The sequence below is a fragment of the Sphingobium sp. MP9-4 genome, assembly GCF_005281675.1.
In the GTDB taxonomy this organism is placed as follows: Bacteria; Pseudomonadota; Alphaproteobacteria; order Sphingomonadales; family Sphingomonadaceae; genus Sphingobium; species Sphingobium yanoikuyae.
In genome coordinates this window covers 12,739-35,354 of the sequence record NZ_LUFI01000048.1, presented here as the reverse complement: position 1 = coordinate 35,354, position 22,616 = coordinate 12,739, and the positions used below count along the sequence as shown (strand labels likewise).

Genomic DNA, 22,616 nt, shown 5'->3' with positions numbered 1-22,616 from the left:
TCACATCTCCACTCCCAGCGCGTCGGCGACGGTGAAAATATCCTTGTCCCCCCGGCCCGACAGATTGACGACGATGATCTTGTCCGCGTCCAGCGTCGGCGCGACCTGTTCGGCTGCCGCCACGGCATGAGCGGATTCGAGCGCGGGGATGATGCCTTCGAGGCGCGAGAGGGTCTGGAAGCTTTCCAGCGCCTCATCATCCTTGATCGGCAGATATTTCACCCGGCCGATCTCGTGCAGCCAGCTATGTTCCGGGCCGATGCCGGGATAGTCGAGGCCAGCCGAAATGCTGTGCGCTTCGGTGATCTGGCCGTCCTCGTCCTGGAGCAGATAGGTGCGGTTGCCGTGCAGGATGCCCGATGCGCCGCCCGCCAGCGAGGCGGCATGCTTCTTGTCGAGGCCTTCGCCGGCCGCTTCCACGCCGATCATCGCGACTTCGGGATCGTCGAGGAAGGGGTGGAACATGCCGATGGCGTTGGAGCCACCACCCACCGGGGCGATCAGCATGTCGGGCAGGCGGCCTTCGGCTTCCATGATTTGCGCGCGGATTTCCTTGCCGATGATCGACTGGAAATCGCGCACCAGCTCGGGATAGGGGTGCGGACCGGCGGCGGTGCCGATGATGTAGAAAGTGTCATGAACGTTCGACACCCAGTAGCGCAGGGCGTCGTTCATCGAATCCTTGAGCGTCGAGGAGCCGGAATGGACCGGGATCACCTCTGCGCCGAGCAGCTTCATGCGGAAGACGTTGGGCTTCTGTCGTTCGACATCCTTGGCGCCCATGAAGATCTTGCATTCCATGCCGAACAGGGCGGCGACGGTCGCGGTGGCGACGCCATGCTGGCCCGCGCCGGTTTCGGCGATGACCTTCTTCTTGCCCATGCGGCGGGCAAGCAGCGCTTGGCCGATGCAATTGTTGATCTTGTGCGCGCCGGTGTGATTGAGTTCCTCGCGCTTCAGGTAGATCTTGGCACCCTTGCCCGGTTCGGCCTTGGCGCGCAGCGCTTCGGTCAGCCGCTCGGCATAATAAAGCGGGTTGGGGCGGCCGACATAGGAGCGCAGCAGCTCGGCATATTCGGCGTGAAATTCGGGATCTGCCTTGGCCGCCTTGTAGACCTTTTCCAGCTCCAGGATCAGCGGCATCAGCGTCTCGGCGACATAGCGGCCGCCAAAGGCGCCGAAATGGCCATTGTCATCCGGCTGGCTGCGGAGGCTGTTGGGCAGGGTGATGGTGTCGGTCATGAATATCTTTCCGGGGACAAATGATGGGCGTTCGCTTGTGGTCAGGAAGCGATCAGCGCCATCGTCCTTCGATGCGCATGGCAGGGGCGTTCAGCGTCAACATGCCGACACCGCTTTGCAGAAGGCCATGATCTTGTCCACACTCTTGATGCCCGGTGCATCCTCTACGCCCGAAGAAACGTCGATCAGCGGCGTGTCGGTCAGGCGGATCGCATCGCACACATTGTCGATGCCAAGGCCACCGGACAGGCCCCAGGGCGCGGGCATGGCGACGCCGCGCAGCAAGGTCCAGTCGAAGCGCAGGCCCATGCCGCCGGGCAGCGCCGCGCCATCGGGCGTCTTCGCGTCGAACAGCAGCCGGTCGACCGTGCCAGCATAGGCCTGGGCCGCGTCGATATGGGCGCGGGTCTTGACCGAAATCGCCTTCCACACCGGCAGGCCGAAACGCTGGCGGATGGCGGCGACCCGCTCCGGGCTTTCCTTGCCATGGAGTTGCAGGGCGCTGAGTGCGCCGGTGCCGGTCAGGCGGGCAAGCTGTTCGTCATCGGCATCGACGACCACGGCGACGCGATCGACATGGGCCGGGACGGCCGCAGCGAGCGCGCGCATCTGGTCGGGTTCGACATGACGCGGGCTTTTGGGGAAATGGACGAAGCCGACATGGCTCGCCCCGGCGCGCACGGCGGCGTCCACCGTCTCCGGCGTCGACAGGCCGCAGATCTTGATCGCGATTCGGGACATGGGCGGGCCTTTAGACCGTAAGGGAAGGGAAGTCACATTCAGACAGGCTGGGTCAGGTCCATGTCGTGCAGCGCCAGCCACTGATCGGCATGGTCGATGCAGGCCTGGCCCAGGAAGCGATCGAGGACAGCGACGATCTCCGCATCGCTCATCGTCCGGGGATCGAGCGGCGGATGCCAGTGCAGCGCGAAATGCGGGCCGCTGGTGCGGACCAGATAGAAGGGCAGGAATTGCGCCCCGACCTTGCGCGCGAGGCGCAGGGCGATCGAGAGATTGCCCGACGGTTCGAGCGCGCGGCCGAAGGTCGGGAACCAGACCTGCCGGTCGCGTCGTTCGTCAGCCAGGATATAGAGGGTGGCCCGATCCTTCTGGGTCAGATGCTTGAGCACGCCGCGTGCCGCGCCATCGCCGCCGATCGCCTCGCCCATATAGCTGGATCGCGCCTTCTTGAGCTGGGCGGCGATCCGGGGGTCTTCGGGATCTTCATAGACGCCAAGGCCCGGTCGGTCGGTCGACCATTTGATATGGGCGGCGAGCAGATCCCAATTGCCGATATGGCAGGTGAAGGCGATCATCGGGCCGGGACCGTCCAGCACCGCCTGATAGGCTGGCTGGTCGATGACGGTCACATGGTCGGCATTCACCAGTCGGTCGATATTGGCGAGTTCCGCCAGCGTGCGGCCGACATTCACCCAGCGCCGGGTCAGGATTGCTTCGCGTTCCGCCTGCGGCAGGTCGGGCCGCAGCCGTGCCAGATTGGCGCGGGCGCGGGCGTCGCGCAGCTTCATCCGGGGACGGGCGACGTGCGCCGACAGCCAGCCGCCCAGCCAGGAGGCGAGGCTGGCCGGAAGCAGACGGAGCAGGGTGAAGAGAAAGGGGTTGGAGAGCATGGTCCTGCCCGTCATACAGGAGCCGTTGAGGCGGTAAAGAGCCGCGAAGGGGGCTGGTGGTGACGATGATGCTGGCGCTGTGGCTGCTGCTCCAGGCGCTGAGCCTGCTGGGCGTGGTCAATTATTGGCGCCATCTGCCGACGCACCGGCAGGAGGAGGCGCCCGGCGGCGCGGTCATGATCCTGTCGGTGCGTGATGACTGGGAAGGTGACAGCGAACTTGTCACCCGGCTGAAGGCGCAGAGTGCGCCGTTCCGGTTGCTGCTCGCGACCTCCGGCGCCTGTGCAGCGGCGGAGACGCTGGCTGCGGCCGAGCCGGATTGGGTGCAGATCGTGCGCGCCGGCGTGGCGCGCGACGAGGGGCAGAAGGTCCACAAGCTGCGGGCGGCTCTCAAGGCCCTGCGCGACGCGGATCGTTACCTGATTTTCATCGACGCGGACATCGAACCGCCAGCGCGGCTGGTCGGGCGGCTGCTCTTTCCGCTGGTGCGGGGCAAGGCGGATATCGTGACAGGCTATCGGCTGCTGCTGCCGGCCGGGCAGGGCATGCCGGCGCTGGTCGGCGCGGTCGAACTGCAACTGGCGACGCTGCCGCGCGCGGCCAGTTCCACCATGCCCTGGGGCGGCGCGATGGCGATGACGCGGGCAGCGGCCGAGCGGATCGATATCGACGGGGCGCTGGCCGGGCGCCTGTCCGACGACATGGCGATCGGCCTGGCTGGATGGCGCGCGAAGCTGCGGATGCGGCCGGTGCGCGACCTGCTGGTGGCGAGCCCGCTGGACGGGGGCCTTGGTGCGCTCTGGAGTTTTGGGGTGCGTCAATATCGCCATATCCTCACCAACAGCCCGCGCATGTGGGCGGTGGCGACCGGCGCGGTCGCGCTGCAATCGGGTTTCTGGCTGTGGGCGCTGGGCTGGGGCGGCTGGCCGGCGATCGCGATCGGCTATGGCGCGGCCTGGGGGCGGGCGGCGGCGCGGCGGCGGATATTGGCGGCCGTGCTGGAGCCAGAGCAGGCGGCGCGGGCGCGCCGATCGCTCTGGTGGGACATGGTGACGCCCTTTGCCGTCTGCTGGGCGCATCTGGCGGTGCAGCTACAGGCTGCCACATCCAATCGCATCAGTTGGGGCGGCTGGACCTATCGCGTCGTGCGTGGCCGGGTGGTGGAGATGGGGCGGGGGTAGTTCCCTTCCTCCCCGAGGCTGGCTCGGGAAGAAGGGGAATGGATCAGAACCCAGCCGGGAACAAATGATTGCCGGCGTCGTCGAGGCGCAGGATCACCTTGCCGGCGACCGCGCTGATCGGCAGGTCGCCATAGAGATGGGGGAAGAGCGCGCCGCCGCGCGACACTTCCCATTTGATCGCCTCGCCAAAGGGGGCGAGGTCGATCATCAGCATGACCAGCCGATCCTGTCCCGCGAAATGCTTGGCCGCCGTTTCGGCCGCCTGATCGCGCGTGGACATGTGGATATAGCCGTCCTGCAGGTCGATCGGCGCGCCCTTGAACACGCCGTCGGCCTTGAACTGGTCATATTGCTCGGCGGTCAGGATCTTGTAGGCGAAGAGCTCGCTCACGCTTCGCCGCCCTCGCTGCCGGTTTCCGGGGCGGCTTCAGGTGCGCCCTCGACGGAGCCTTCTACCGCTGCCTCGGCATTGTCATCTTCGCCGTCCTCGATCCGGGCGGTGGAAACGACATGCTCGTCCTTGGCGACGTTGAACAGGCGCACGCCGGCCGAGTTGCGGCCGATCACGCGCATCGACGACAGGCCCATGCGGATCAGCTTGGCCTGATCGGTCACGAGCATCAGATGATCCTCATGCGCGACCGGGAAGCTGCCGACGACCAGGCCGTTGCGGGCGATATTGTCGATATTGGTGATGCCCTGGCCGCCGCGACCGGTGCGGCGATAATCATAGGCCGAGCTGATCTTGCCATAGCCATTGGCACAGACAGTCAGGATGAACTGTTCCGCTTCGGCAAAAGCGGCCATGCGTTCGGCGCTGTTGATTGCCGGGGTCGCCTCATTCTCCTTCCACGGGGCGGCGCGCAGATAGTCGTCGCGTTCCTCCGTGGTCGCGTCGAAGCCCTTGAGGATCGAGAGCGAGATGACTTCGTCGCCGTCCTTGAGCGTCATGCCGCGCACGCCGGTCGAGGTGCGGCTCTGGAATTCGCGCACGTCGGTGGCGGCGAAGCGGATCGCGCGGCCCTGGCGGGTGGCGAGCAGCACGTCATCCTCTTCGGTCAGGAGGGCGACGCCGATCAGGCGATCGTCGCTGCCTTCGTCAAAGCGCATCGCGAGCTTGCCGTTGCTGGGAACATTGGCGAAGGCGTCCATGCTGTTGCGGCGCACGGTGCCGTTCGCGGTGGCGAACATGACGTGCAGTTCCTTCCAGCTTTCCTCGTCCTCTGGGAGCGGCAGCACGGTCTGGATGGTTTCGCCCGGTGCCAGCGGCAGCAGGTTGATCATCGGCCGGCCACGGGTGGCGGGGCCGCCCTCGGGCAGGCGCCAGACCTTGAGGCGATAGACCTTGCCGGCGGTCGAGAAGAACAGCACCGGCGTGTGCGTCGAGGTGACGAACAATTCGGTGACGGCGTCCTCATCCTTGGTCGCCATGCCCGAACGGCCCTTGCCGCCACGGCCCTGGGCCCGGAAGCTCTCCAGCGGGGTGCGCTTGATATAGCCCTGCACGGTGACGGTGACGACCATCTCCTCGCGCTCGATCAGATCCTCGTCATCGATGCCGTCGGCGGCAGGGGCGATGACCGACACGCGCGGCGTGGCGAATTCGCTCTCGATCGCCTCGAACTCTTCGCGCATCACGGCGTAGAGCTTCACCCGGTCACCCAGGATGGCGAGATATTCGGCGATCGCTTCGGCCAGTTCGGCCAGTTCCTTGCCGATTTCGTCGCGGCCGAGCGCGGTCAGGCGATGGAGGCGCAGGTCGAGGATGGCGCGGACCTGCACGTCGCTGAGCTTGTAGCTCTCGCCGCTGACTTCGGTTTCGATGGCCTCGACCAGGGCGAGATAGGGCGCGATCTCGCCGATCGGCCATTCGCGCGCCAGCAGCGATTCGCGGGCGGCGGCCGGGCTGGCCGAACCGCGGATGATCTTCACCACCTCGTCGAGGTTGGTGACCGCGACGACCAGGCCGAGCAAGATATGGGCGCGGTCGCGCGCCTTGTTCAGCTCGAACTTGGTGCGGCGGGTGATGACCTCTTCGCGGAACTTGACGAAGGCTTCGATGATCTCGCGCAGGCCCAGCAGTTCCGGGCGGCCGCCACGGATCGCCAGCATGTTGGCGGGGAAGCTCGACTGGGCGGGGGTGTTGCGCCACAGCTGGTTGAGGACGACGTCCGGGGTGGCGTCGCGCTTCAGGTCCATGACGATGCGCACGCCTTCGCGGCTCGATTCGTCGCGAATGTCGCTGATGCCCTCGATCCGCTTGTCCTTGGCGGCTTCGGCGATCTTTTCGACCAGGCCGCTCTTGCCGACCTGATAGGGGATGGAGGTAAGGACGATCGAGCGACGGTCGCCGCGGCCTTCCTCCACCTCGTGCCGGGCGCGCATCAGGATCGAGCCGCGACCGGTATGATAGGCGTTGCGGGCGCCCGACTGGCCCAGGATCAGCGGCGCGGTCGGGAAATCGGGACCGGGGACGATCTGGATCAACTCGTCGGTCGAGATTGCCGGGTTTTCGATATAGGCAAGGCAGGCGCGCAGCACTTCGCCCAGATTATGCGGGGGGATGTTGGTCGCCATGCCGACGGCGATGCCGCCCGCGCCGTTGACCAGCAGGTTGGGGAAGCGGGCGGGCAATACCTGCGGCTCGCTTTCCGACGCGTCATAATTGGGGGTGAAGTCGACGGTGTCCTTGTCGAGATCTTCCAGCAGCGCGGTCGCGACCTTGGCTAGGCGCGCTTCGGTGTAACGCATGGCAGCTGGCGGATCGGGATCCATCGAACCGAAGTTTCCCTGACCATCGATCAGCGGCACGCGCATTGACCAGTCCTGGGTCATGCGGGCCAATGCGTCGTAGATCGAGCTGTCGCCATGGGGGTGATATTTACCCATGACTTCACCGACCAGACGGGCCGACTTGCGATAGGGGCGGTTGTAGACGAAGCCCGATTCCTGGGCCGAGAAGAGAATGCGGCGATGCACCGGCTTCAGGCCGTCGCGCACGTCCGGCAGGGCGCGGGAGACGATCACGGACATGGCATAGTCGAGATAGCTCGACTTCATCTCATCAACGATGCTGATGGGGCTGATGTCCGAAGGGTCGGCGAGGACGGTCTCGTCGGTCAAGGCGATTCTCTTTTTGGATGGGTGTGATGCGTTCCCACTGCACTAGCCGAGCGAAACAAATCTGTCACCCCTCGCGCGCGCCCGCGCGCCCGCATGTGCAGCCAAGGCGGTGATTGGCGGGCGCGAAGAAAAGCGGAACGAAGCGGCAGCATGACAGTTGCAAAATGCGCGGATATAGGCTTGTTCAAAGCCCGTTCACGCGCCGACCCCTAATCGGCGTTCAACCCGGATGTCGCCTGTGGTCCCCCTGTCAGGCGCGAAAAGGAGATGAGGATCATGCGTTTTGTTACCCCGCTGTCGCTCGCGCTGGCTCTGGCGCTGACCGGCGGCGCCGTTTCGGCTCCCGCCTCCGCCGCGAAGAAGGAAGAAAAGCCGGCCGGCCGCAAGCTGAACGTGTCGCCCGAAGTGCTCAAGTCGCTCCAGGCGGCCCAGAAGGCGTCCGATGCCCAGGATTTCGCCGGTGCCAAGACGGCGCTGACCGAGGCTGACGGCAAGGCGGCGTCGAACGACGACAAGTACCAGATCGGCGCGATCAAGCTGAACACCGGCATCCAGAGCAAGGATGACGCGCTGAAGATGGAAGGCCTCAACCAGATGCTCGACAGCGGCCTGACGCCGCCCGAGCAGACCGGCCAGTTCAACATGGTGGCGGCCGATGCGGCTCTCGCCCAGAAGAATTACGACGTCGCGATTTCGCGTGGCCAGGCGGCGCTGGCTGCTGGCTACAAGGCCGAGCAGGTCAACCCGACCATCGCCCAGGCCTATTTCGGCAAGGCCGGCACCGGCAATGCCTCGGCCGAGCCGGCGCGTGGCTTCAACCAGCAGGGCCTCGCTGCGCTGAAGGCGGCGGCGGACGCGACCAAGGCGTCGGGCCAGCCCGTGCCGGCACAATGGTATCAGATCGGCGTCAGCCGTGCGGCTGCCGCGCGCCTGCCGGAAGTCACCGATTGGGCCAAGTGGGCCTATGCCGCCAATCCGAGCGGTGAAAATCTGCGCACGCTGATCCGCCTGTTCCAGCAGGCGAACCCGAACATCACCAACCGCGAAAATCTGGACGTGCTGCGCCTGATGTCGGCGGCCAAGGGTCTGGTGGTCGCTGCCGACTTCACCGAACTGGCCGAAATGGCGTCGAAGACGGGCATTTATGGCGAGGTCAAGTCGACGATCGACGCCGGCCGCGCCAAGGGCGTGCTGAACGCCAGCCAGGCGGGCGACATCTATCAGGCCGCCGTGGGTCGCATTCCGGGCGACAAGTCGTCGCTGGGTGCCGCCGAAGCGGATGCCGGCAAGGCTGCCAACGGCAAGGTCGCGGCTGCGACCGGCGACGCCTATCTGGGCTATGGCGACTATGCCAAGGCGGCGGCGATGTTCGAACTGGCCAAGCAGAAGGGTGGCGTCGACGCCGACGAGATCAACACCCGCCTGGGCATTGCCAAGACCATGGGTGGCGACAATGCCGGCGCCAAGTCGGCGTTCGAGGCAGTCCAGGGCGGTGCGCGCAAGCAGATCGCCGATCTGTGGCTGACCTATCTGGGCACCAAGGCCTGAATCTAGTATAAGGCGCGCAGATCGTCGCTGGTTCGGCGGTCTGTGCGCCTATATTTTTTTGAATGACCGGCCGGGGGCCGGGATATTGCAGTGGGGGAGGCCTTTCATGGCCAAGCGGAATCCTGTTTTTCTGACTATCGGACTGCCGGTCGTGCTGGCCGGCGCCATGCTGGCGACGCCGGCTGCGGCCAAGAAGAAGATCGTGGTGGCAGGTCCGCCGATCGAGATGTCCGACGCCTTCCGCGCCGATGTGCAGGCCGCCGAAACCGCGATCAAGGCGCGTGACGCGTCGACCGCCAATCTGCGCATCGCCGCGCTCAATCCGACCACCGACATGGAAGCCTATGCCGCGGCCGGCCTGCGCTTCGAGGTGGCGGTGCTGCGCCGGGACATCCAGGCCCAGCGGATCGCGCTGACCGACATGTTCAAGACCAGTTCGGTGCCGAAGGCGGACGCGCCGCGCCTGCGCTTCATCGCCGGCTATCTGTCCTACATGGTCGCGAACTATACCGATGCGGTGGCGCAGCTCGATTATGCCAAGACGCTGGGCTATTCGGGCATCGACGCCACCATGCTGCGCGCCGATATCGCGATGCGCAAGAACAAGTCCAAGGAAGCCCGCGCCTATGTGCAGGAGGCGCTGGCGCAGCAGAAGGCATCGGGTCAGCCGATTCCGGCCGCCTGGTATGACCGCGCCATCTCCATGGCCTATCAGGCCAATGACTGGGATGAGGTGAGCAGCCTCTATCGCGAGCGGCTGGAAGTCTATCCGTCGACCCCCGAATGGCGTTCGGCGCTGACCAACTATCTGGCCGGCCAGGAAAGCGACCCGCAGGTCCAGCTGGACCTCTATCGCCTGCAGGCCGCCAATGGCGCCATGGCTAGCGAGCGCGATTACCAGACCTATGCCCAGCTGGCCGAGAAGACCGGCAATTTTGCCGAAGCCAAGGCGATCATCGAGGCGGGCCGTTCGGCCGGCAAGCTGACGACCAGCCAGGCGACCACGGCGCAGCTGCTGAAGGCGGTGACGCCCAAGGCGACCAAGGATATCGCCGCCATGCCCGCGCTGGCGAAGAAGGCTGCGGCGGCAAGCGATGGCAAGGCGGCGCTGAATGCGGCCGACGGCTATTTCTCGCTTGGTCAATATCCGCAGGCGGTGGAGCAGTATCGGCTGGCGTTGAGCAAGGGCGGGGTCGATCAGGGCCATGCCAATGCGCGCCTGGGCATCGCGCTGGCCCGTTCGGGCGATCTGGCCGGTGGCAAGACCGCGCTGGCCCAGGTGACCAGCGGCAACTGGAGCAATGTCGCCGGCTTCTGGTCGGTCTGGGTCGATCTGCAGAATCGCAAGTCGGCGCAGCAGGGTGCGGCCCAGACGGCCAGCTGATCGCAGCGTGACGTGACAGGAAAAAGGGCCGGTCCCCCGTGGGGCCGGCCCTTTTTCGTTGCGTCTGCGTGCCGGCTGTCGCGGGCTGACCGGATCAGACCGGCAGCGGGACGCCGGGCAAATTCTTCGACGTACGGATCGTCAGCGACGTCTTGACGCTCACCACATTGGGCGCCGGCGTCAGCTTCGACGTCAGGAATTGCTGGAAACTCTGCAGGTCGCGCGCGACCACCTTCAGGATGAAGTCGATCTCGCCGTTCAGCATATGGCATTCGCGCACTTCGGGCAGGGCATCGACATGGTCCTGGAATGCCTTCAGATCGGCCTCGGCCTGGCTCTTGAGGCTGACCATCGCGAACACGGTGATGGTGTAGCCGAGCATCGCCGGATCGACCACGGCATGATAGGCTGTGATGGCGCCGGCTTCCTCCAGCGCGCGGACGCGGCGCAGGCACGGCGGGGCCGTCAGCCCGACCTTCCGCGCCAGATCCACATTGGTCATCCTGCCATTATCCTGCAATTCGCCCAGGATCTGCAGGTCGATGTCATCGATATTGGGCCCCGCCATCAGATTGATTATTTCCTTACCTGTTACTGCGGGCGCATCATAATAATATTTCAGCGCAATGCAATTGTCCCACTATGCGACGCTCATATTGTGCGTCGAAAACACGCTTTCGCTTTGGGTAAGGACTGCTTATCGGTTAGGATGTAACGAACAGCGATGCGGGCATGCCGCCTGTTACCGCTTGAATATGGGGACTTTGGTTGCGCTTCAACGACATCATGCAAACCGTGCTGGCTGCCGACGATCGCAGCGGCGTGGGCGCGGTGACGCTGTGGCGGCAATGTGTCGACCTGCTGGCGCAGCATGATCGTTATGATCGCCCCCCCATGGACGCACCCGATCGCGAGGCTCTGCTCGGTCGATTGGCCCAGTTGCGGCCGCAACTGTCTGAAATGCAGCGAATCGCGACCGTCGTAGAACTGGGCGGCCGGCTGCGTTCGGCCAGCCTGATCCGCTTCTTTGCCGGTGACCGTCCGGCGATCGCCGGCGCGGCGATGGCACGCGCACGCCTGTCCGATCCGCTGTGGGCTGCACTGCTGCCGCACCTCAGCCCCACGGCGCGCGGTGTGCTGCGCGGCCGTCGCGACATCGGCCCCGAAACGCGGCAGGGGCTCGAAGCGTTTGGCCCGACCGACCTGGTGCTGACCAGCGGCACGAGCGTCCGTGAGACCGACATGCTGCTGACCGCGGACATGGCGCTCGCGCCTGAGCCCGTCGTCGAGCCGGAAGTTGCGCCGCAGCCGGTGGCCGAACCCGGCCCCGACCAGATCCGCAACCTGGTCGACCGCATTGCGCGCTTCACCAGCACCCGGCGTCCGCCCGAAGAGGCGCCGCCGCAGGACATCATCGTCGCGCCGGTGACGCAGCCCGCGCTGCGCGCCGAACAGCCGCATTTCTTTGCGTTCGAGACGGATTCGACCGGCGTGCTGGTCTGGGTGGACCAGGGGCCGCGTGCCGCGCTGGTCGGCCTGTCGCTCGGCGAAATCGCGCTGGAAGGGGCGAGCGGTCCCGATGGCCATGTCGCCGGCGCGTTCCAGCGTCGCAGCGGTTTCCAGAATGGCCGTTTCACCATCATCGGCGGGATGATGGCAGGCGAATGGCGCCTGTCGGCAACCCCCTTCTTCGATCCGCGGTCCGGTCGGTTCCAGGGCTATCGCGGCCAGGCACGGCGCCCCTATTTGCACGAAGTGGCGACGACGCCGTCGGGACCGGTGACGATTGCCGGCCTGTCGGCGGATTCGCTGCGCCAGCTGGTGCATGAACTGCGCACGCCGCTGAACGCGATCCTGGGCTTTGCCGAGATTATCGAACAGGAATTGTTCGGCCCGGCCGGCGTCGAATATCGCGAGATGGCCGGCAATATCGCGGTCGATGCGCGCCATCTGCTGGCGGCGTTCGACGATCTGGATCTGGCGGCGAAGGTGTCGCGGGGCGATGGCATCGGTGCGCCGCAGACGATCGATCCGGCATTGCTGGTGATGCAGGTCGCTGCCCGTTTCCGCGATCAGGATGGTCGGGCGGTGACGCCTATCGACATCGTCGTGTCGCAGGATCTGCCACAGATCATCATCGATCCGGTGCAGGGCGAGCGCATGGTGCAGCATCTGCTGCGCACGCTGATTTCGGTCGCGCCCGAGGGCGAGGCGGTGACCGGGGCCTGCTGGTTCCAGCCCGATGGCGCGTCGGGCAAGGTGGTGCTGGCGATCGATCGCCCGTCGACGCTGAGCGGCATGGACGAGGCGCATCTGCTCGATCCGGGCTATACGCCGGAGGGCGACTGGGCCGACGGACCGTTGCTGGGGCTGGGCTTCTCGCTGCGTCTGATCCGCAGCCTGGCGGCCGGCTGCGGCGGCAGTCTGGATGTCGGCCCGGACCGTTTCCTGCTGCGCATCCCGGTCGACGGGATGGAAGAGGATGTCGTTGGCAATGGCTGATTTTCGGGCTGGTCGGGCGCGGGCTTGACCGGAACGAAACCCTATCGCAACCATTGCGGGATAGGGAAGGGCGATGCAATCAGCTCATCATCATGACGGCAATCTGCTTCGGGCGCCGCTGCCCGAGGATATGATTGCGCTTCCGGCCGCGTTCGGCACTCGTTTCATGCTGTTCGTCGATACCGAGGAGGAATTCGACTGGAACGCCCCCTTCCGCCGGGAAGGCCATGGCGTGACGGCGCTGGCCGGCATGGCGCGCGGTCAGGCCTATTTTGCGGCGGCCGGGGTCAAGCCCGTCTATGTGACCGACTATCCGGTGGTGGACAGCGATGCGGCCGCCGGAATGATGGGGGCGTGGGTGGCAGCGGGCGAGGCCGATGTCGGCGCGCATCTCCACCCCTGGGTCAATCCGCCCCATGTGGAGGATGTGAATGCCGCCAATTCCTATGTCGGTTCGCTGCCCGAGGCGGTGGAGGCAGCCAAGCTGGAGGCGCTGTGCCGGCGGATCGAGGATCGCTTCGGTCAGCGGCCGATCGCCTATCGGGCGGGGCGCTATGGCGTCGGCCCCAACAGTGCGCGGCTGCTGGAGGCGGCAGGCTTTCGCCTCGATACATCGGTGCGCAGTCGGTTCGATTACAGCCATCAGCATGGCCCCGATTTCCATGGCCTGCCGCAAAATCCCTATTGGGCGGGGCCGACCCGCAGCCTGGTCGAATTGCCGCTATCGACCGCGATCACCGGCCTGTTGCGGGGCGGCGGCGAGGGGCTTTATCGCGCGACCCAGGCGATGGGGCCGCTGGCCGGTGCGCTGGCGCGGGCGCGGATGCTCTCGCGCGTGCCGCTGACGCCTGAAGGCATCACCGCAGCCGAAGCGACTGCGGCGATCGATGCGCTGATCGAGGAAGGCGTGCGCGTTCTCAATTTCAGTTTCCATTCGCCCACACTGGAGCCGGGCCACACGCCCTATGTCCGTGACGAGTCCGATCGCACCGCCTTTTACGGCTGGTGGGATAGGGTGCTGAGCCATCTGGCGCGGCGCGGCGTGGCGGCGGTCAGCCTGGGTCAGTTACTGGATGCCATTCCGGCGCGCGGGAAGGCTTGCCAAGCCGCCTGATGCTCCTTATCGCCGCGTTCAAGGTGGGGCCTGTAGCTCAATGGTTAGAGCTGGCCGCTCATAACGGCTAGGTTGCGGGTTCGAGTCCTGCCGGGCCCACCAACTCTCGATTTCATGATGATCATATGATATCGTAAATCTCCTTTAATCAAAGGTTTACGATCCGATCTTCATCCAGAATGTAGCAAGACGTTTCAGGGCATCTCGCGAATCTGGGGGTATCGGTGGGGGTATCGAAACCACATTTGGGGGTATCGATGACTCTGACTTTTGCCATGGCCCGCAATGCGGCCGCGACCGGGAAAAACTACAAGCTAGCCGATGAAAAGGGCCTATTCCTTTACGTTACGAAGGCTGGTGCGAAATCCTGGCGATTCAAATACCGATTCGGTGAAAAGGAAAAGCTGCTCACCTTCGGCCTGTTTCCCGAAGTCGGCCTCGCCGAGGCGCGTGACCGACAATCGCAGGCGCGTGCGATGCTACGTGATGGTCTGGATCCGGCAGTCGAACTTGAGCGCCGCCGGCTGATGGCGCTTGCTGCTGCCGATGCCACATTTCAGGCTAAGACGGAGGAATGGCTCGATGACAAGCGGCCCCTATGGTCGGCGGCCAATGCCTTCAGGGTCCGGTCGAGGCTCGAGAAGGACATTTTTCCTGTTTTTGGACATTTGCCGGTCAGCCAGTTGAGCAGTGAGCTTGTGCTGCTTGCCCTCATCAGGCGGATCGAACAGCGCGGCGCGATTGAAACCGCCAAGCGCGTTCGCGGTTATGTGCTTGGCGTGCTCAAGCGCGCCCGGGCGGAAGGTCTCGTCTCTACCGAGCTTGTCGTGAGCGTCGAAATCATCCGCGATGCGCTGCGGCCTTCTCCGCCCGGTATAAAGCAGCCGGCCCTTACGCGAGTGCCTCAACTGATAGAGTTCCAGCGGCGTGTCGACCTGTCTACCGGCAGCGCGCAGACCCGGCTTGCGTCGCGTCTACTGGCGCTCAGCGCCGTTCGAGTCGGGGTCTTGCGAACCGCTCGTTGGGAAGAGATTGAGGGTATCGACTGGAGCGACCCGGATCGCCCTTGTCCCGCGGCACTGTGGCGTATTCCTGCAGCCCGGATGAAACTGGCTGTGGAGGATAAGGCTAATCCGATTTTTGGCCATGACGTCCCGCTCTCCCGGCAGGCAGTCGCAACGCTTCACGCTATTCGTGCGCTAACCGGTCAGTTCGCCCTTCTCTTCCCAAGCAGCAGGACATGGCGGGAGCCGATGAGTGATGCTGCGATCAGCACCCTGTATAAGCGACTATGGGGTGGCGTTTATAAGGGACGCATGGTCCCGCATGGTTGGCGTTCTGCATTCTCGACTGTGATGAACGAGAGAGCCGCAGAACTGGAGCGTGACGGGGATCGAATGATCATTGATCTTGTCCTTGCCCATGTCCCCAAAGGCACATCGGCATCGGAGTGGGCGTATAATAGGGCCCGCTATTTCAAACCCCGCCGGGAAATGCTGCAAAGCTGGGCGGACCTGATCATGGACGGCCTCCAGCACCCCAACGCTATTATCGGGCTCGACACCAGCGTAGCTGGCCCGGAACGATCTGCTTCGAACGTGTTGCAATTCCGGCGTTAACCGATCTGATCAGACGCTTTTGACAGAAGGCTTGTCGCGATTTGCTGGCTCTGCGCCATCGCGCCCGAATTTTCACACTCTAGCCTAGCGCCGGAGACGAAACTCGACAATTTCGAAAGCCCAGATCGTCGTCAATGACGAGTGCGGAAAGGTCACCATCGATGATGAGGACGGAGCCTGGCGCTTCATAACGCCGACCCAGTGAGGAGGGCTGTGACTGCAGGATGAGCCTGCGTGCCCCAATCGTAACCACCACATGGTCCTTGCCGAGTGCAGCCTGGAAGCTGCGGCCACGATCGCACCGGAAGGACATCCGCTCATTCTGGGAGGCATGAGCGGTCAATGGCGCTGCAGCGATGAAGATGGCCATTGCGGCCACGCAGGATTTGAAGAGTGACGCTGTCAAAGATCGATCCATGCACATGTCAACATTCGCATTTTCGCAGCGTTCCGAAAAATTACAGCGGCGCTGCAAAAGAGCCGAAGAGCATGGCTGGGAGACGGTGCGGGAACCGCGCTAGGCCCCAGCTGTTCGATAAGCTGGCCGGTGCGCAAGACCCGCGCGCAGGTCCGATTTTTCAGCGAGAGGGCGTGTTCATGGGCGAAATTGACAAGGTTGAACATAATGAAGGCGAAAGCCGTTATGAATTGAATGTCGATAGTCAGGTCGCGATTGCAGACTACAAGCGACGTGATGGGGCTTTGCTATTCACTCACACGCAGGTGCCGGCCGCGCTAGAAGGGCAGGGTATTGGCTCCAAGCTTATTGGCGGTGCTCTGCAGGATGCCCGGTCGAAAGGACTCAAGGTCGTACCCTTGTGCGCATTCGTCGCTGCTTATTTAGAGCGTCATCCTGAAGAGCAGGATTTGCTGGCGGTTGACGCCCCGGGCTGAGGGAGCGAACGCACGCCCGATCGCAACCGCGCCACCGGCTCGCACGAGCCAGATTCCCGCGCTAGCCCGTCAGTCGGTCGGGATGCCGCTGCAAAGCGCTGTTGAAGGAAACTTGGTACGCCGATGGTCACGGCCACTGGTCACCAATGTCGAGACGATTTGCGTCTCTCTGTTCTAGCGGCAGGCGATTTCCTGCTGCGCCGTCAGGCTCCTGCCGGCATTCCCGCATCCTGATCGGGCGGAAGAGCTATAGGCGTTGCGGCGCAGATTGTGCGCAGCGCCTGTTTTAAACCCTCTTCCACAGTAGGATGATAGAAAGGCATGTTCAGCAACTGCGTGGCGGTGAGGCCACCCTGAACAGCCCAGGCCAGCATATGCGCGAGATGCTCTCCTGCCGGCGCGACAAGGTCGGCGCCTATAAGCCTGCCATCTGGTGCCGCGGCGTACAGCGTAAGAACGCCACGATTTTGTCCATCAACGCGGGCACGCCCCTGGTCGGAGAAATCCGCAGTTCCCGTGACCGCGCCGTCTTCCTCAGCCTTGCCTATCCTCGCAAGCACCGGCTCGGTGAATGTGATAGCGAAGGGGGGATTGCGATCTACCGGGATTGGCGCGGGAAACGCCGCGGCGTTGCGCCCGGCGATGGCGCCGTCGTGCGAGGCTTCGTGAAGTAGCGGCAAGTCCCCCGCTGCGTCGCCTGCAAGGAAAACTGCGCTTTCCCCGCAGCGCATCGTTGCTCGATCATGCCTGGGAACCCCATTGTCATCCAGTTCGAGCTGCACGCTTTCGAGTTGGAGGCCATCAAGCTGAGGCTTTCGTCCCACAGCTACCAGCACCTTGTCGAAGAAGGCCTCACCCTCACTCGAGCCAGTCCAGCTCAGCTTTGCCCCATCCTCATCCCGGTGCGGCGTCACATCGACGCCAAGGCGCACCGTCATCTTGTCGTCAAGAATTTCATGCAATCGCGCATGGACCTTTGCGCAACGTATTTTTGCCATGCGCTCGCCCTTGTCGAACAGCGTGACCTCAACACCAAGCTGTGCAAATGCCTGAGCCAGCTCAAGCCCGATGGCGCCCGAACCGATCACCGCGAGGCGCTTTGGCAGGTCATCTAGTTCGAATATGGTGTCGCTCGTAAGCGCGGCATCACCTAACACCGAAAACTGCTTCGGCAATATGGGTGTAGAGCCTGTGGCAATGACGATGGTGCGTGCTTCCACCACGCGTCCGTCATCGAGATGGAGGCGGCCAGCTCCAGTAAAACTGGCGCGAGCGCGGACGGCAACTCCCTCAGGTAGGTCCTGGATAGACTCGCGCGTAAGGCGAGCAAACCTGTCTCGTTCCGCACGTACGCGCCGCAGTACAGCAGGCCCATCGATCTTGATGCCTTCTACCACAATGCCAAAAAGCTTCGCACGCCTGATGCGCTCGGCTTCCCGGCTTGCGGCGATCAACAATTTGGAGGGCATGCAACCAACCAGTGCGCAGGTCGTCCCGCCAAATTCAGGGTCGATGAGCACCGTCGAGGCTCCATTCTTGCGGGCGGCACGCTCCGCTGCAAGACCCGCTGTGCCACCGCCGATCACTGCCACGTCGCAGCAAAGCGTGGTCGTCATGCGCCGCGTCCAGCAATCTTGATCGACTTGACGTTGACAAACTCCTTGAGCCCCTCGGGCCCATGCTCGCGACCATAGCCCGACATCTTGACGCCGCCGAACGGCAGATCCGGCGAGGCAACATCGAAACTGTTGATGAATATCATTCCGGTATCGAAATGTTTTGCGGCCAGTTCGCGCGCGCGATCTACGTCGCGGCTGAAGATACCGCCACCAAGCCCGTAGCGGCTGTCATTTGCAATTCGCATCGCATCCTCGTCATCCTTGGCGCGGATAATCGAGGCCACTGGCCCGAATAGTTCATCATCATAGGCGGGCTGGCCCGGCGCAACATCGACGAGAACTGTAGCAGGATAGAACCAGCCAGTACGCTCAGGCACTTCTCCGCCGACCAGAAGGCGGGCGCCCTTTTCCACGCTGTCTTCCACCTGTTGATGCAGCTTGTCGCGCTGTGCCTTGCTAACCAGTGGCCCGAGCTTTGTCGCCTCTTCCCTGGGATCCCCCATTTGGATGGCTCGGAACTTCTCGACATATGCGTCGACAAAAGCATCGTGATTTTGTTCGGTGACGATGAACCGCTTGGCGTTAACGCAGGTCTGACCATTATTGTAGATGCGGCCCGCCACGCAGGTTTCTACAGCGAGATCAATGTCGGCATCGTCGAGAACAAGGTAAGCGTCGTTGGATCCAAGTTCCAGCACGGTCTTTTTGACGAGCGCGCCAGCTTTGGCTGCAACTGACTTGCCGGCGCGATCGCTTCCGGTCAGGGTGACGGCGCGAACCAGATCATTCTCGATCACCTTGTCGGACTGTTCGTGGGAAATGATCAGAACCGTAAAAAGGCCTTTGGGAAGCCCAGCGCGCTCATACAGATCACGCAGGAACAATCCGCTGCCGGTGCAACTCTCCGCATGTTTGAGGAGCACGCCATTGCCCGCCATCAGGCTCGCAATCGAGTAACGCACCGCCTGATAGGCCGGGAAATTCCAAGGCTGAATACCATAGACGACGCCGATCGGCGCATGGGTGACATAGGCAGTGGCTCCGTCTGCCGAACGCTCCTCGTCGGCCAGAACGTTCGGACCATTTGCCGCCGTATAGTCGCAAATGGCTGCGACCAGATCGACCTCGCTTCGGCTGTCGCCGATCAGCTTACCCACTTCCTGCGTCATCAGAGCCGAAAACTCTTCCTTTGCGTCGCGCAGGGCCTGTCCGATCGCAGCAATAATCGCGGCGCGATCTTCCAGGCTGCGCAAACGCCATTCAAGGAATGAATTGTGACAAGCGGAGATGGCACGAGCCATCTCATCATCGGACATATAGTCGTAGGTGGCGATCAACTCTTCTGTCAGTGGATTTATGGTACGGGCGGTATTGGCGCTCATGGGGCATGTCCTTGCAATGAAGTGAGGTCGTGCGGCGTTCAGCCGTAGCGCGTGCGATGTTGTTGGAGCGTCGACCAGATGCCTGCGAGAGCTGCAGTGACCTCAGTTCGCCAACCATCGGTCGGCAGATGGCGCACGGCCGAATGGGCAGCGCATACATAGGGAGCTCCGTACCACCTCTCTGCCAACTCTTGTGCCCACGCGATGAACGCGTCGGCAGCGCCAGGGCGGTGTTGCAATGCCTTTCCCAGCATTGGATGAAAATGCAGCCGTGACTGGGGGAATATGCGGCCGAGCGCACCCGGTGCTGCCAGGACCATCAGCGTGTCATCGACATGAACGATGCCGCTTTGGCGATGTCGTACGAGGACAGAGGCAGCATGGACGCGTTTGTCGTTTGTCACCAGATCGAGGCCGGCTGGGATGGAGAATTCGAGATCATTGAACTGAGCCTGCGTTTCAGCATCTTCAATCACAGCCTGTTCCCAAGGTAGTTCAGGCGCCTTCTCATGATGCCGGCGCGTGCCGAACAGCCGGGCATGCGGCGCGAGATCATGGGCTGCAGCGCAATGAAGCGTGTGAAATGGGTGGACGTTGATGATCGTGTCAATCGCCGCGCCGTTATCGGTCAGGCCCAGAACTTTCTCTCGATCGGATCCTGCAACGCCGTAGCTGTCGATCAGAATGAAGCTTCCGTCGCGCTTGCGCACGAGCGAGGTTTGCGTGCCGATGTCGAATATCTTGGCGATCTTGAAAGAGCCACGGATGTTCCAGAAATTCTCGTGAAGCTGCTGCATCTATAATGGGATCCACGGGAGAAAACGCGAGCGTCTGTCTCGCAATGCCGTCATAAAACGCGGCAATTATGTTGGTTCCAGTGGACGTCGATTGGAGCAGACCAAGCGACTTTAGAACGGGTTAGGCGTCTAACGGGCAACCTTGTCCAGTTGTTCGAAAGTTAAGTGCCCAGCTCACCTGTCGACGGCGCCGGGGAAAGGAAAGTGATAGCCCGTGCATCCTGCGCATGCATCCTAAAGGTAGGGAGGCAGACGCAGGCAATCGAATATAGACATGTGATTATCGCCGATGGGGCATACATGCATGCGGCTCCGCGCGCTCCAACCCACTGCTTCGCCAACAAGACTTAAGGGGGCCAAAAGAAGCTGCCCGCCTATCAGACTGGGTAGGTCACACCGTCATGTCGAGGAGATGACACAACAATCCTAGCTGCACCTTTAGTCCGAATTTATCGCATCAACCCAACGATCGCCGCAAACAGAACACCGCAAAGAATGCCAAGCGCCAATGCAGCATCAAACTCGAAGACAGATTGGGCGCGCGTAGGTGACTCGGTGTCAGGGCGATTCAACGTTCAAGGCTCCAGTCGTTGGTTGGCGGAGGAAACGAACCCTGTCCCAGATTAGTTGCGCAAAATATTCCGAGCGGGATGGGGCTACCGTTGAGTGTACGCGAATGTCGTAGCGTCTCCTGGGCAAATGCGTCGGCAAATGACGGACGCCGCTGTACTCGCCGGGCGTCACGGAGGGGGGGCTGGGATGGTCGAACGGGTGTTTGAGCCTCTGTTTTCGAGAGTAGCTTCAAGATGACGATGAATGGTTAGGATTGTCGTTGGGAGATTCTTTCTACCAATGACGGATCCGGCCGGTATCGACATGAACGAAATTGCTTTCGGGATAATAGCCTACAACACCTGCGCGCAGCGAGAGGGCTGCTTTGTGGAGATTGGCGAGGCGCACATTCTTGAGCCTTATGTCGACGGCTTTGCCAAGCATATGCTGGCTCTTGGATGCGACGCCGGACGAGCTGCGGTGCAGCCTGCCATTTGTCTTTGGCGAACGGTAACCCGATATCAGTGTAAAATGGGCGCGTTTGTCTGCGCCGGTCGCTGCCTGGAGGTGGACGAGCGTGTCGAGGAGGCTCGTATCCATCCTGATCGTCTCGCCCGTCCGCCAGTCACGCATGAAGTGATTAAGCTCGGCGATGCCATCCCTGCGGAAGCGTCCGCCGGAAAAATAGCAGACATCGATATGCTCCGAATTATGCAGGTTGCGAAAGGCGAGCCGTCGTTCCGGAATGGATGCCCATGAAGCTTCAGGAAATAGCTGCGCCATACCGCAGGCTGCGGCGCCGAACAGCACCGACCGTCGATCGAATATCATAAATGTCGTTGGTCCCGAACATGTTTCAGGGAGATAAAGGCCGCTCGCAAGCGTTGCCTATGTCCCTGTCATATAAGGTGTTTCTGGCGACGTGAAAAGATCGGTTCCATGGCAATTTCGGATTTTGGCCTCGGTTGGTCTCATTTTTGCAGCTTCAGCGCAGGCATCCACGCCTGCCAGAGACCAAACGGGCGCTCCAGCCCATTTCCCGGCAGGCATCGATCCGGCCATTTTTCAGGCCCAGGTCCAGCTTGATCGAGCGGGCTTTGCGCCGGGCATCATCGATGGAAGAAAAGGCCGCTTTTTCGTGATGGCCCTCAAAGGATTTCAGGAAGCGCGCGGGCTGGAGCAAAGCGGCGTGCTTGATGCCGCAAGCCGCAAGGCATTGGCGGGAGAGAGGGCGCCAACGCTCATTCGCATGGTCCTGAAAGCGGAAGCACTCGAGGCCTCTTTTACGCCAGACATCCCCTCAAGGATCGTCGATCAGGCGACGCTCCCATTTCTTGGCTATCGCAACCTGGTGGAGAAGCTCTCTGAGCGTTTCCATACAAGCAGCGACATCCTCATTCGGCTCAATCCGGGTCTCAAAGCCCCCAGAGCCGGGATGGAATTGCTGTTGCCCGGACTCCTACCATCTGATCGAACCTATGAGCCGGGCCTGCCGGCAAGATGGCGGGATGTTCTGGCGGATCTCAATATTAGCGCGAGCCAGCCGCGCGCAGCCAAAATCGTCGTCAGTAAATCGCAGAGCGTGCTCAGAGTCTACGACGCACAGGACCGGCTAATTGCTCAGTTCCCGGCGACGACAGGCAGCGATCACGATCCGCTGCCGCTGGGGAAATGGATGATCCGGACCATCGCCTTCATGCCCACCTATCATTACAACCCCGATCTCTTCTGGGACGCAGACAGTAGTGACCAGAAGGCGCAGCTCAGTGAGGGGCCGAATAACCCTGTGGGGGTCGTTTGGATCGATCTCAACAAACCGCATTACGGCATTCACGGAACTCCCGAACCAACCCTCATCGGCCGTTCGCAAAGTCATGGCTGCATTCGCCTGAGCAATTGGGACGCTGCCCGTCTCGCCCAGATGCTGCGTGCCGATACTCCGGCTGAATTTGTTGCGTGACCGGCGTCGTCGAGTTCTTGGCGCTCGATCAGTAGCATGACAGCGCGCCTGCGCCGGAGCCGCGACCG

Annotated in this window: 18 protein-coding genes and 1 tRNA gene; 9 read left to right on the top strand and 10 right to left on the bottom strand. The window is 62.8% G+C overall.

Features of this window, described 5'->3' with window-relative positions; all coding sequences use genetic code 11:
• From trpB to A0U87_RS15825, 3 genes are all read right to left on the bottom strand, one after another.
• A complete protein-coding gene (gene trpB / locus A0U87_RS15835) occupies positions 1 to 1,242 on the bottom strand; it encodes a tryptophan synthase subunit beta (protein WP_048938439.1) in 1,242 nt (413 codons plus the stop codon).
• A gap of 96 nt (positions 1,243 to 1,338) precedes the next feature.
• The gene (locus A0U87_RS15830) at positions 1,339 to 1,983 is read right to left on the bottom strand and encodes a phosphoribosylanthranilate isomerase (protein ID WP_137405683.1); all 645 of its coding nucleotides are present in this window, start codon (positions 1,981 to 1,983) and stop codon (positions 1,339 to 1,341) included.
• A 38-nt stretch (positions 1,984 to 2,021) separates the two neighbouring features.
• Positions 2,022 to 2,873: a lauroyl acyltransferase gene (locus A0U87_RS15825; protein ID WP_048938451.1), complete on the bottom strand. Its 852-nt coding sequence runs from the start codon at positions 2,871 to 2,873 to the stop codon at positions 2,022 to 2,024.
• Between the two features lie 65 nt (positions 2,874 to 2,938).
• Between A0U87_RS15825 and A0U87_RS15820 the strand changes: the two genes are divergently transcribed.
• Positions 2,939 to 4,054, top strand: a complete 1,116-nt coding sequence (locus A0U87_RS15820) for a glycosyltransferase (protein WP_080993636.1) — start codon at positions 2,939 to 2,941, stop codon at positions 4,052 to 4,054.
• A 43-nt stretch (positions 4,055 to 4,097) separates the two neighbouring features.
• Here the strand turns inward: A0U87_RS15820 and A0U87_RS15815 are convergent, their stop codons facing one another.
• Together A0U87_RS15815 and gyrA are read right to left on the bottom strand one after the other, a co-directional pair.
• The gene (locus A0U87_RS15815) at positions 4,098 to 4,445 is read right to left on the bottom strand and encodes a DUF952 domain-containing protein (protein WP_010336100.1); all 348 of its coding nucleotides are present in this window, start codon (positions 4,443 to 4,445) and stop codon (positions 4,098 to 4,100) included.
• The gene (gyrA, locus tag A0U87_RS15810) at positions 4,442 to 7,177 is read right to left on the bottom strand and encodes a DNA gyrase subunit A (protein WP_048938441.1); all 2,736 of its coding nucleotides are present in this window, start codon (positions 7,175 to 7,177) and stop codon (positions 4,442 to 4,444) included. The genes A0U87_RS15815 and gyrA overlap by 4 nt, the downstream gene beginning before the upstream one ends.
• Positions 7,178 to 7,453: 276 nt before the next feature.
• Here gyrA and A0U87_RS15805 point away from each other — a divergent pair, with 276 nt between their 5' ends.
• Positions 7,454 to 8,725, top strand: a complete 1,272-nt coding sequence (locus tag A0U87_RS15805; protein ID WP_004207650.1) for a hypothetical protein — start codon at positions 7,454 to 7,456, stop codon at positions 8,723 to 8,725.
• Positions 8,726 to 8,831: 106 nt separating this feature from the next.
• Entirely contained in the window at positions 8,832 to 10,109 is a 1,278-nt protein-coding gene (locus tag A0U87_RS15800) for a hypothetical protein (RefSeq protein ID WP_048938442.1), read from the top strand.
• A 94-nt stretch (positions 10,110 to 10,203) separates the two neighbouring features.
• Here the strand turns inward: A0U87_RS15800 and A0U87_RS15795 are convergent, their stop codons facing one another.
• A complete protein-coding gene (locus A0U87_RS15795) occupies positions 10,204 to 10,677 on the bottom strand; it encodes an Lrp/AsnC family transcriptional regulator (RefSeq protein ID WP_004207648.1) in 474 nt (157 codons plus the stop codon).
• 200 nt (positions 10,678 to 10,877) lie between these two features.
• On the opposite strand from A0U87_RS15795, the gene A0U87_RS15790 reads away from it, so the two are divergent.
• From A0U87_RS15790 to A0U87_RS15765, 5 genes are all read left to right on the top strand, one after another.
• Positions 10,878 to 12,611 (top strand): HAMP domain-containing sensor histidine kinase, encoded by a 1,734-nt coding sequence (locus A0U87_RS15790; RefSeq protein WP_137405682.1) that lies wholly within the window; start codon positions 10,878 to 10,880, stop codon positions 12,609 to 12,611.
• A gap of 73 nt (positions 12,612 to 12,684) precedes the next feature.
• Complete coding sequence (locus A0U87_RS15785; RefSeq protein ID WP_048938444.1) at positions 12,685 to 13,725, top strand: polysaccharide deacetylase family protein; 1,041 nt, start codon at positions 12,685 to 12,687, stop codon at positions 13,723 to 13,725.
• 26 nt (positions 13,726 to 13,751) lie between these two features.
• Positions 13,752 to 13,827: transfer RNA gene (locus A0U87_RS15780), tRNA-Ile, on the top strand.
• 155 nt (positions 13,828 to 13,982) lie between these two features.
• Positions 13,983 to 15,344, top strand: coding sequence for an integrase arm-type DNA-binding domain-containing protein (locus A0U87_RS15775; RefSeq protein ID WP_137405681.1), 1,362 nt, complete (start codon positions 13,983 to 13,985; stop codon positions 15,342 to 15,344).
• 597 nt (positions 15,345 to 15,941) lie between these two features.
• Positions 15,942 to 16,238 (top strand): GNAT family N-acetyltransferase, encoded by a 297-nt coding sequence (locus tag A0U87_RS15765; protein WP_072895640.1) that lies wholly within the window; start codon positions 15,942 to 15,944, stop codon positions 16,236 to 16,238.
• A 203-nt stretch (positions 16,239 to 16,441) separates the two neighbouring features.
• On the opposite strand, the gene A0U87_RS15760 is transcribed toward A0U87_RS15765, so the two are convergent.
• From A0U87_RS15760 to A0U87_RS15745, 4 genes are all read right to left on the bottom strand, one after another.
• Positions 16,442 to 17,854 carry a dihydrolipoyl dehydrogenase gene (locus tag A0U87_RS15760; protein WP_048939655.1) on the bottom strand — a complete coding sequence of 471 codons (1,413 nt, stop codon included), beginning with the start codon at positions 17,852 to 17,854 and terminating at the stop codon, positions 16,442 to 16,444.
• Entirely contained in the window at positions 17,851 to 19,239 is a 1,389-nt protein-coding gene (locus tag A0U87_RS15755) for an NAD-dependent succinate-semialdehyde dehydrogenase (protein WP_048939656.1), read from the bottom strand. Before A0U87_RS15755 ends, A0U87_RS15760 begins: the two co-directional genes overlap by 4 nt.
• A gap of 38 nt (positions 19,240 to 19,277) precedes the next feature.
• Positions 19,278 to 20,036, bottom strand: a complete 759-nt coding sequence (locus A0U87_RS15750) for a hypothetical protein (protein ID WP_072895615.1) — start codon at positions 20,034 to 20,036, stop codon at positions 19,278 to 19,280.
• Positions 20,037 to 20,882: 846 nt separating this feature from the next.
• A complete protein-coding gene (locus A0U87_RS15745) occupies positions 20,883 to 21,398 on the bottom strand; it encodes a DUF882 domain-containing protein (RefSeq protein ID WP_240700569.1) in 516 nt (171 codons plus the stop codon).
• A 145-nt stretch (positions 21,399 to 21,543) separates the two neighbouring features.
• Between A0U87_RS15745 and A0U87_RS15740 the strand changes: the two genes are divergently transcribed.
• Positions 21,544 to 22,548, top strand: coding sequence for a L,D-transpeptidase family protein (locus tag A0U87_RS15740; protein ID WP_072896096.1), 1,005 nt, complete (start codon positions 21,544 to 21,546; stop codon positions 22,546 to 22,548).
• Positions 22,549 to 22,616: the final 68 nt, after the last annotated feature.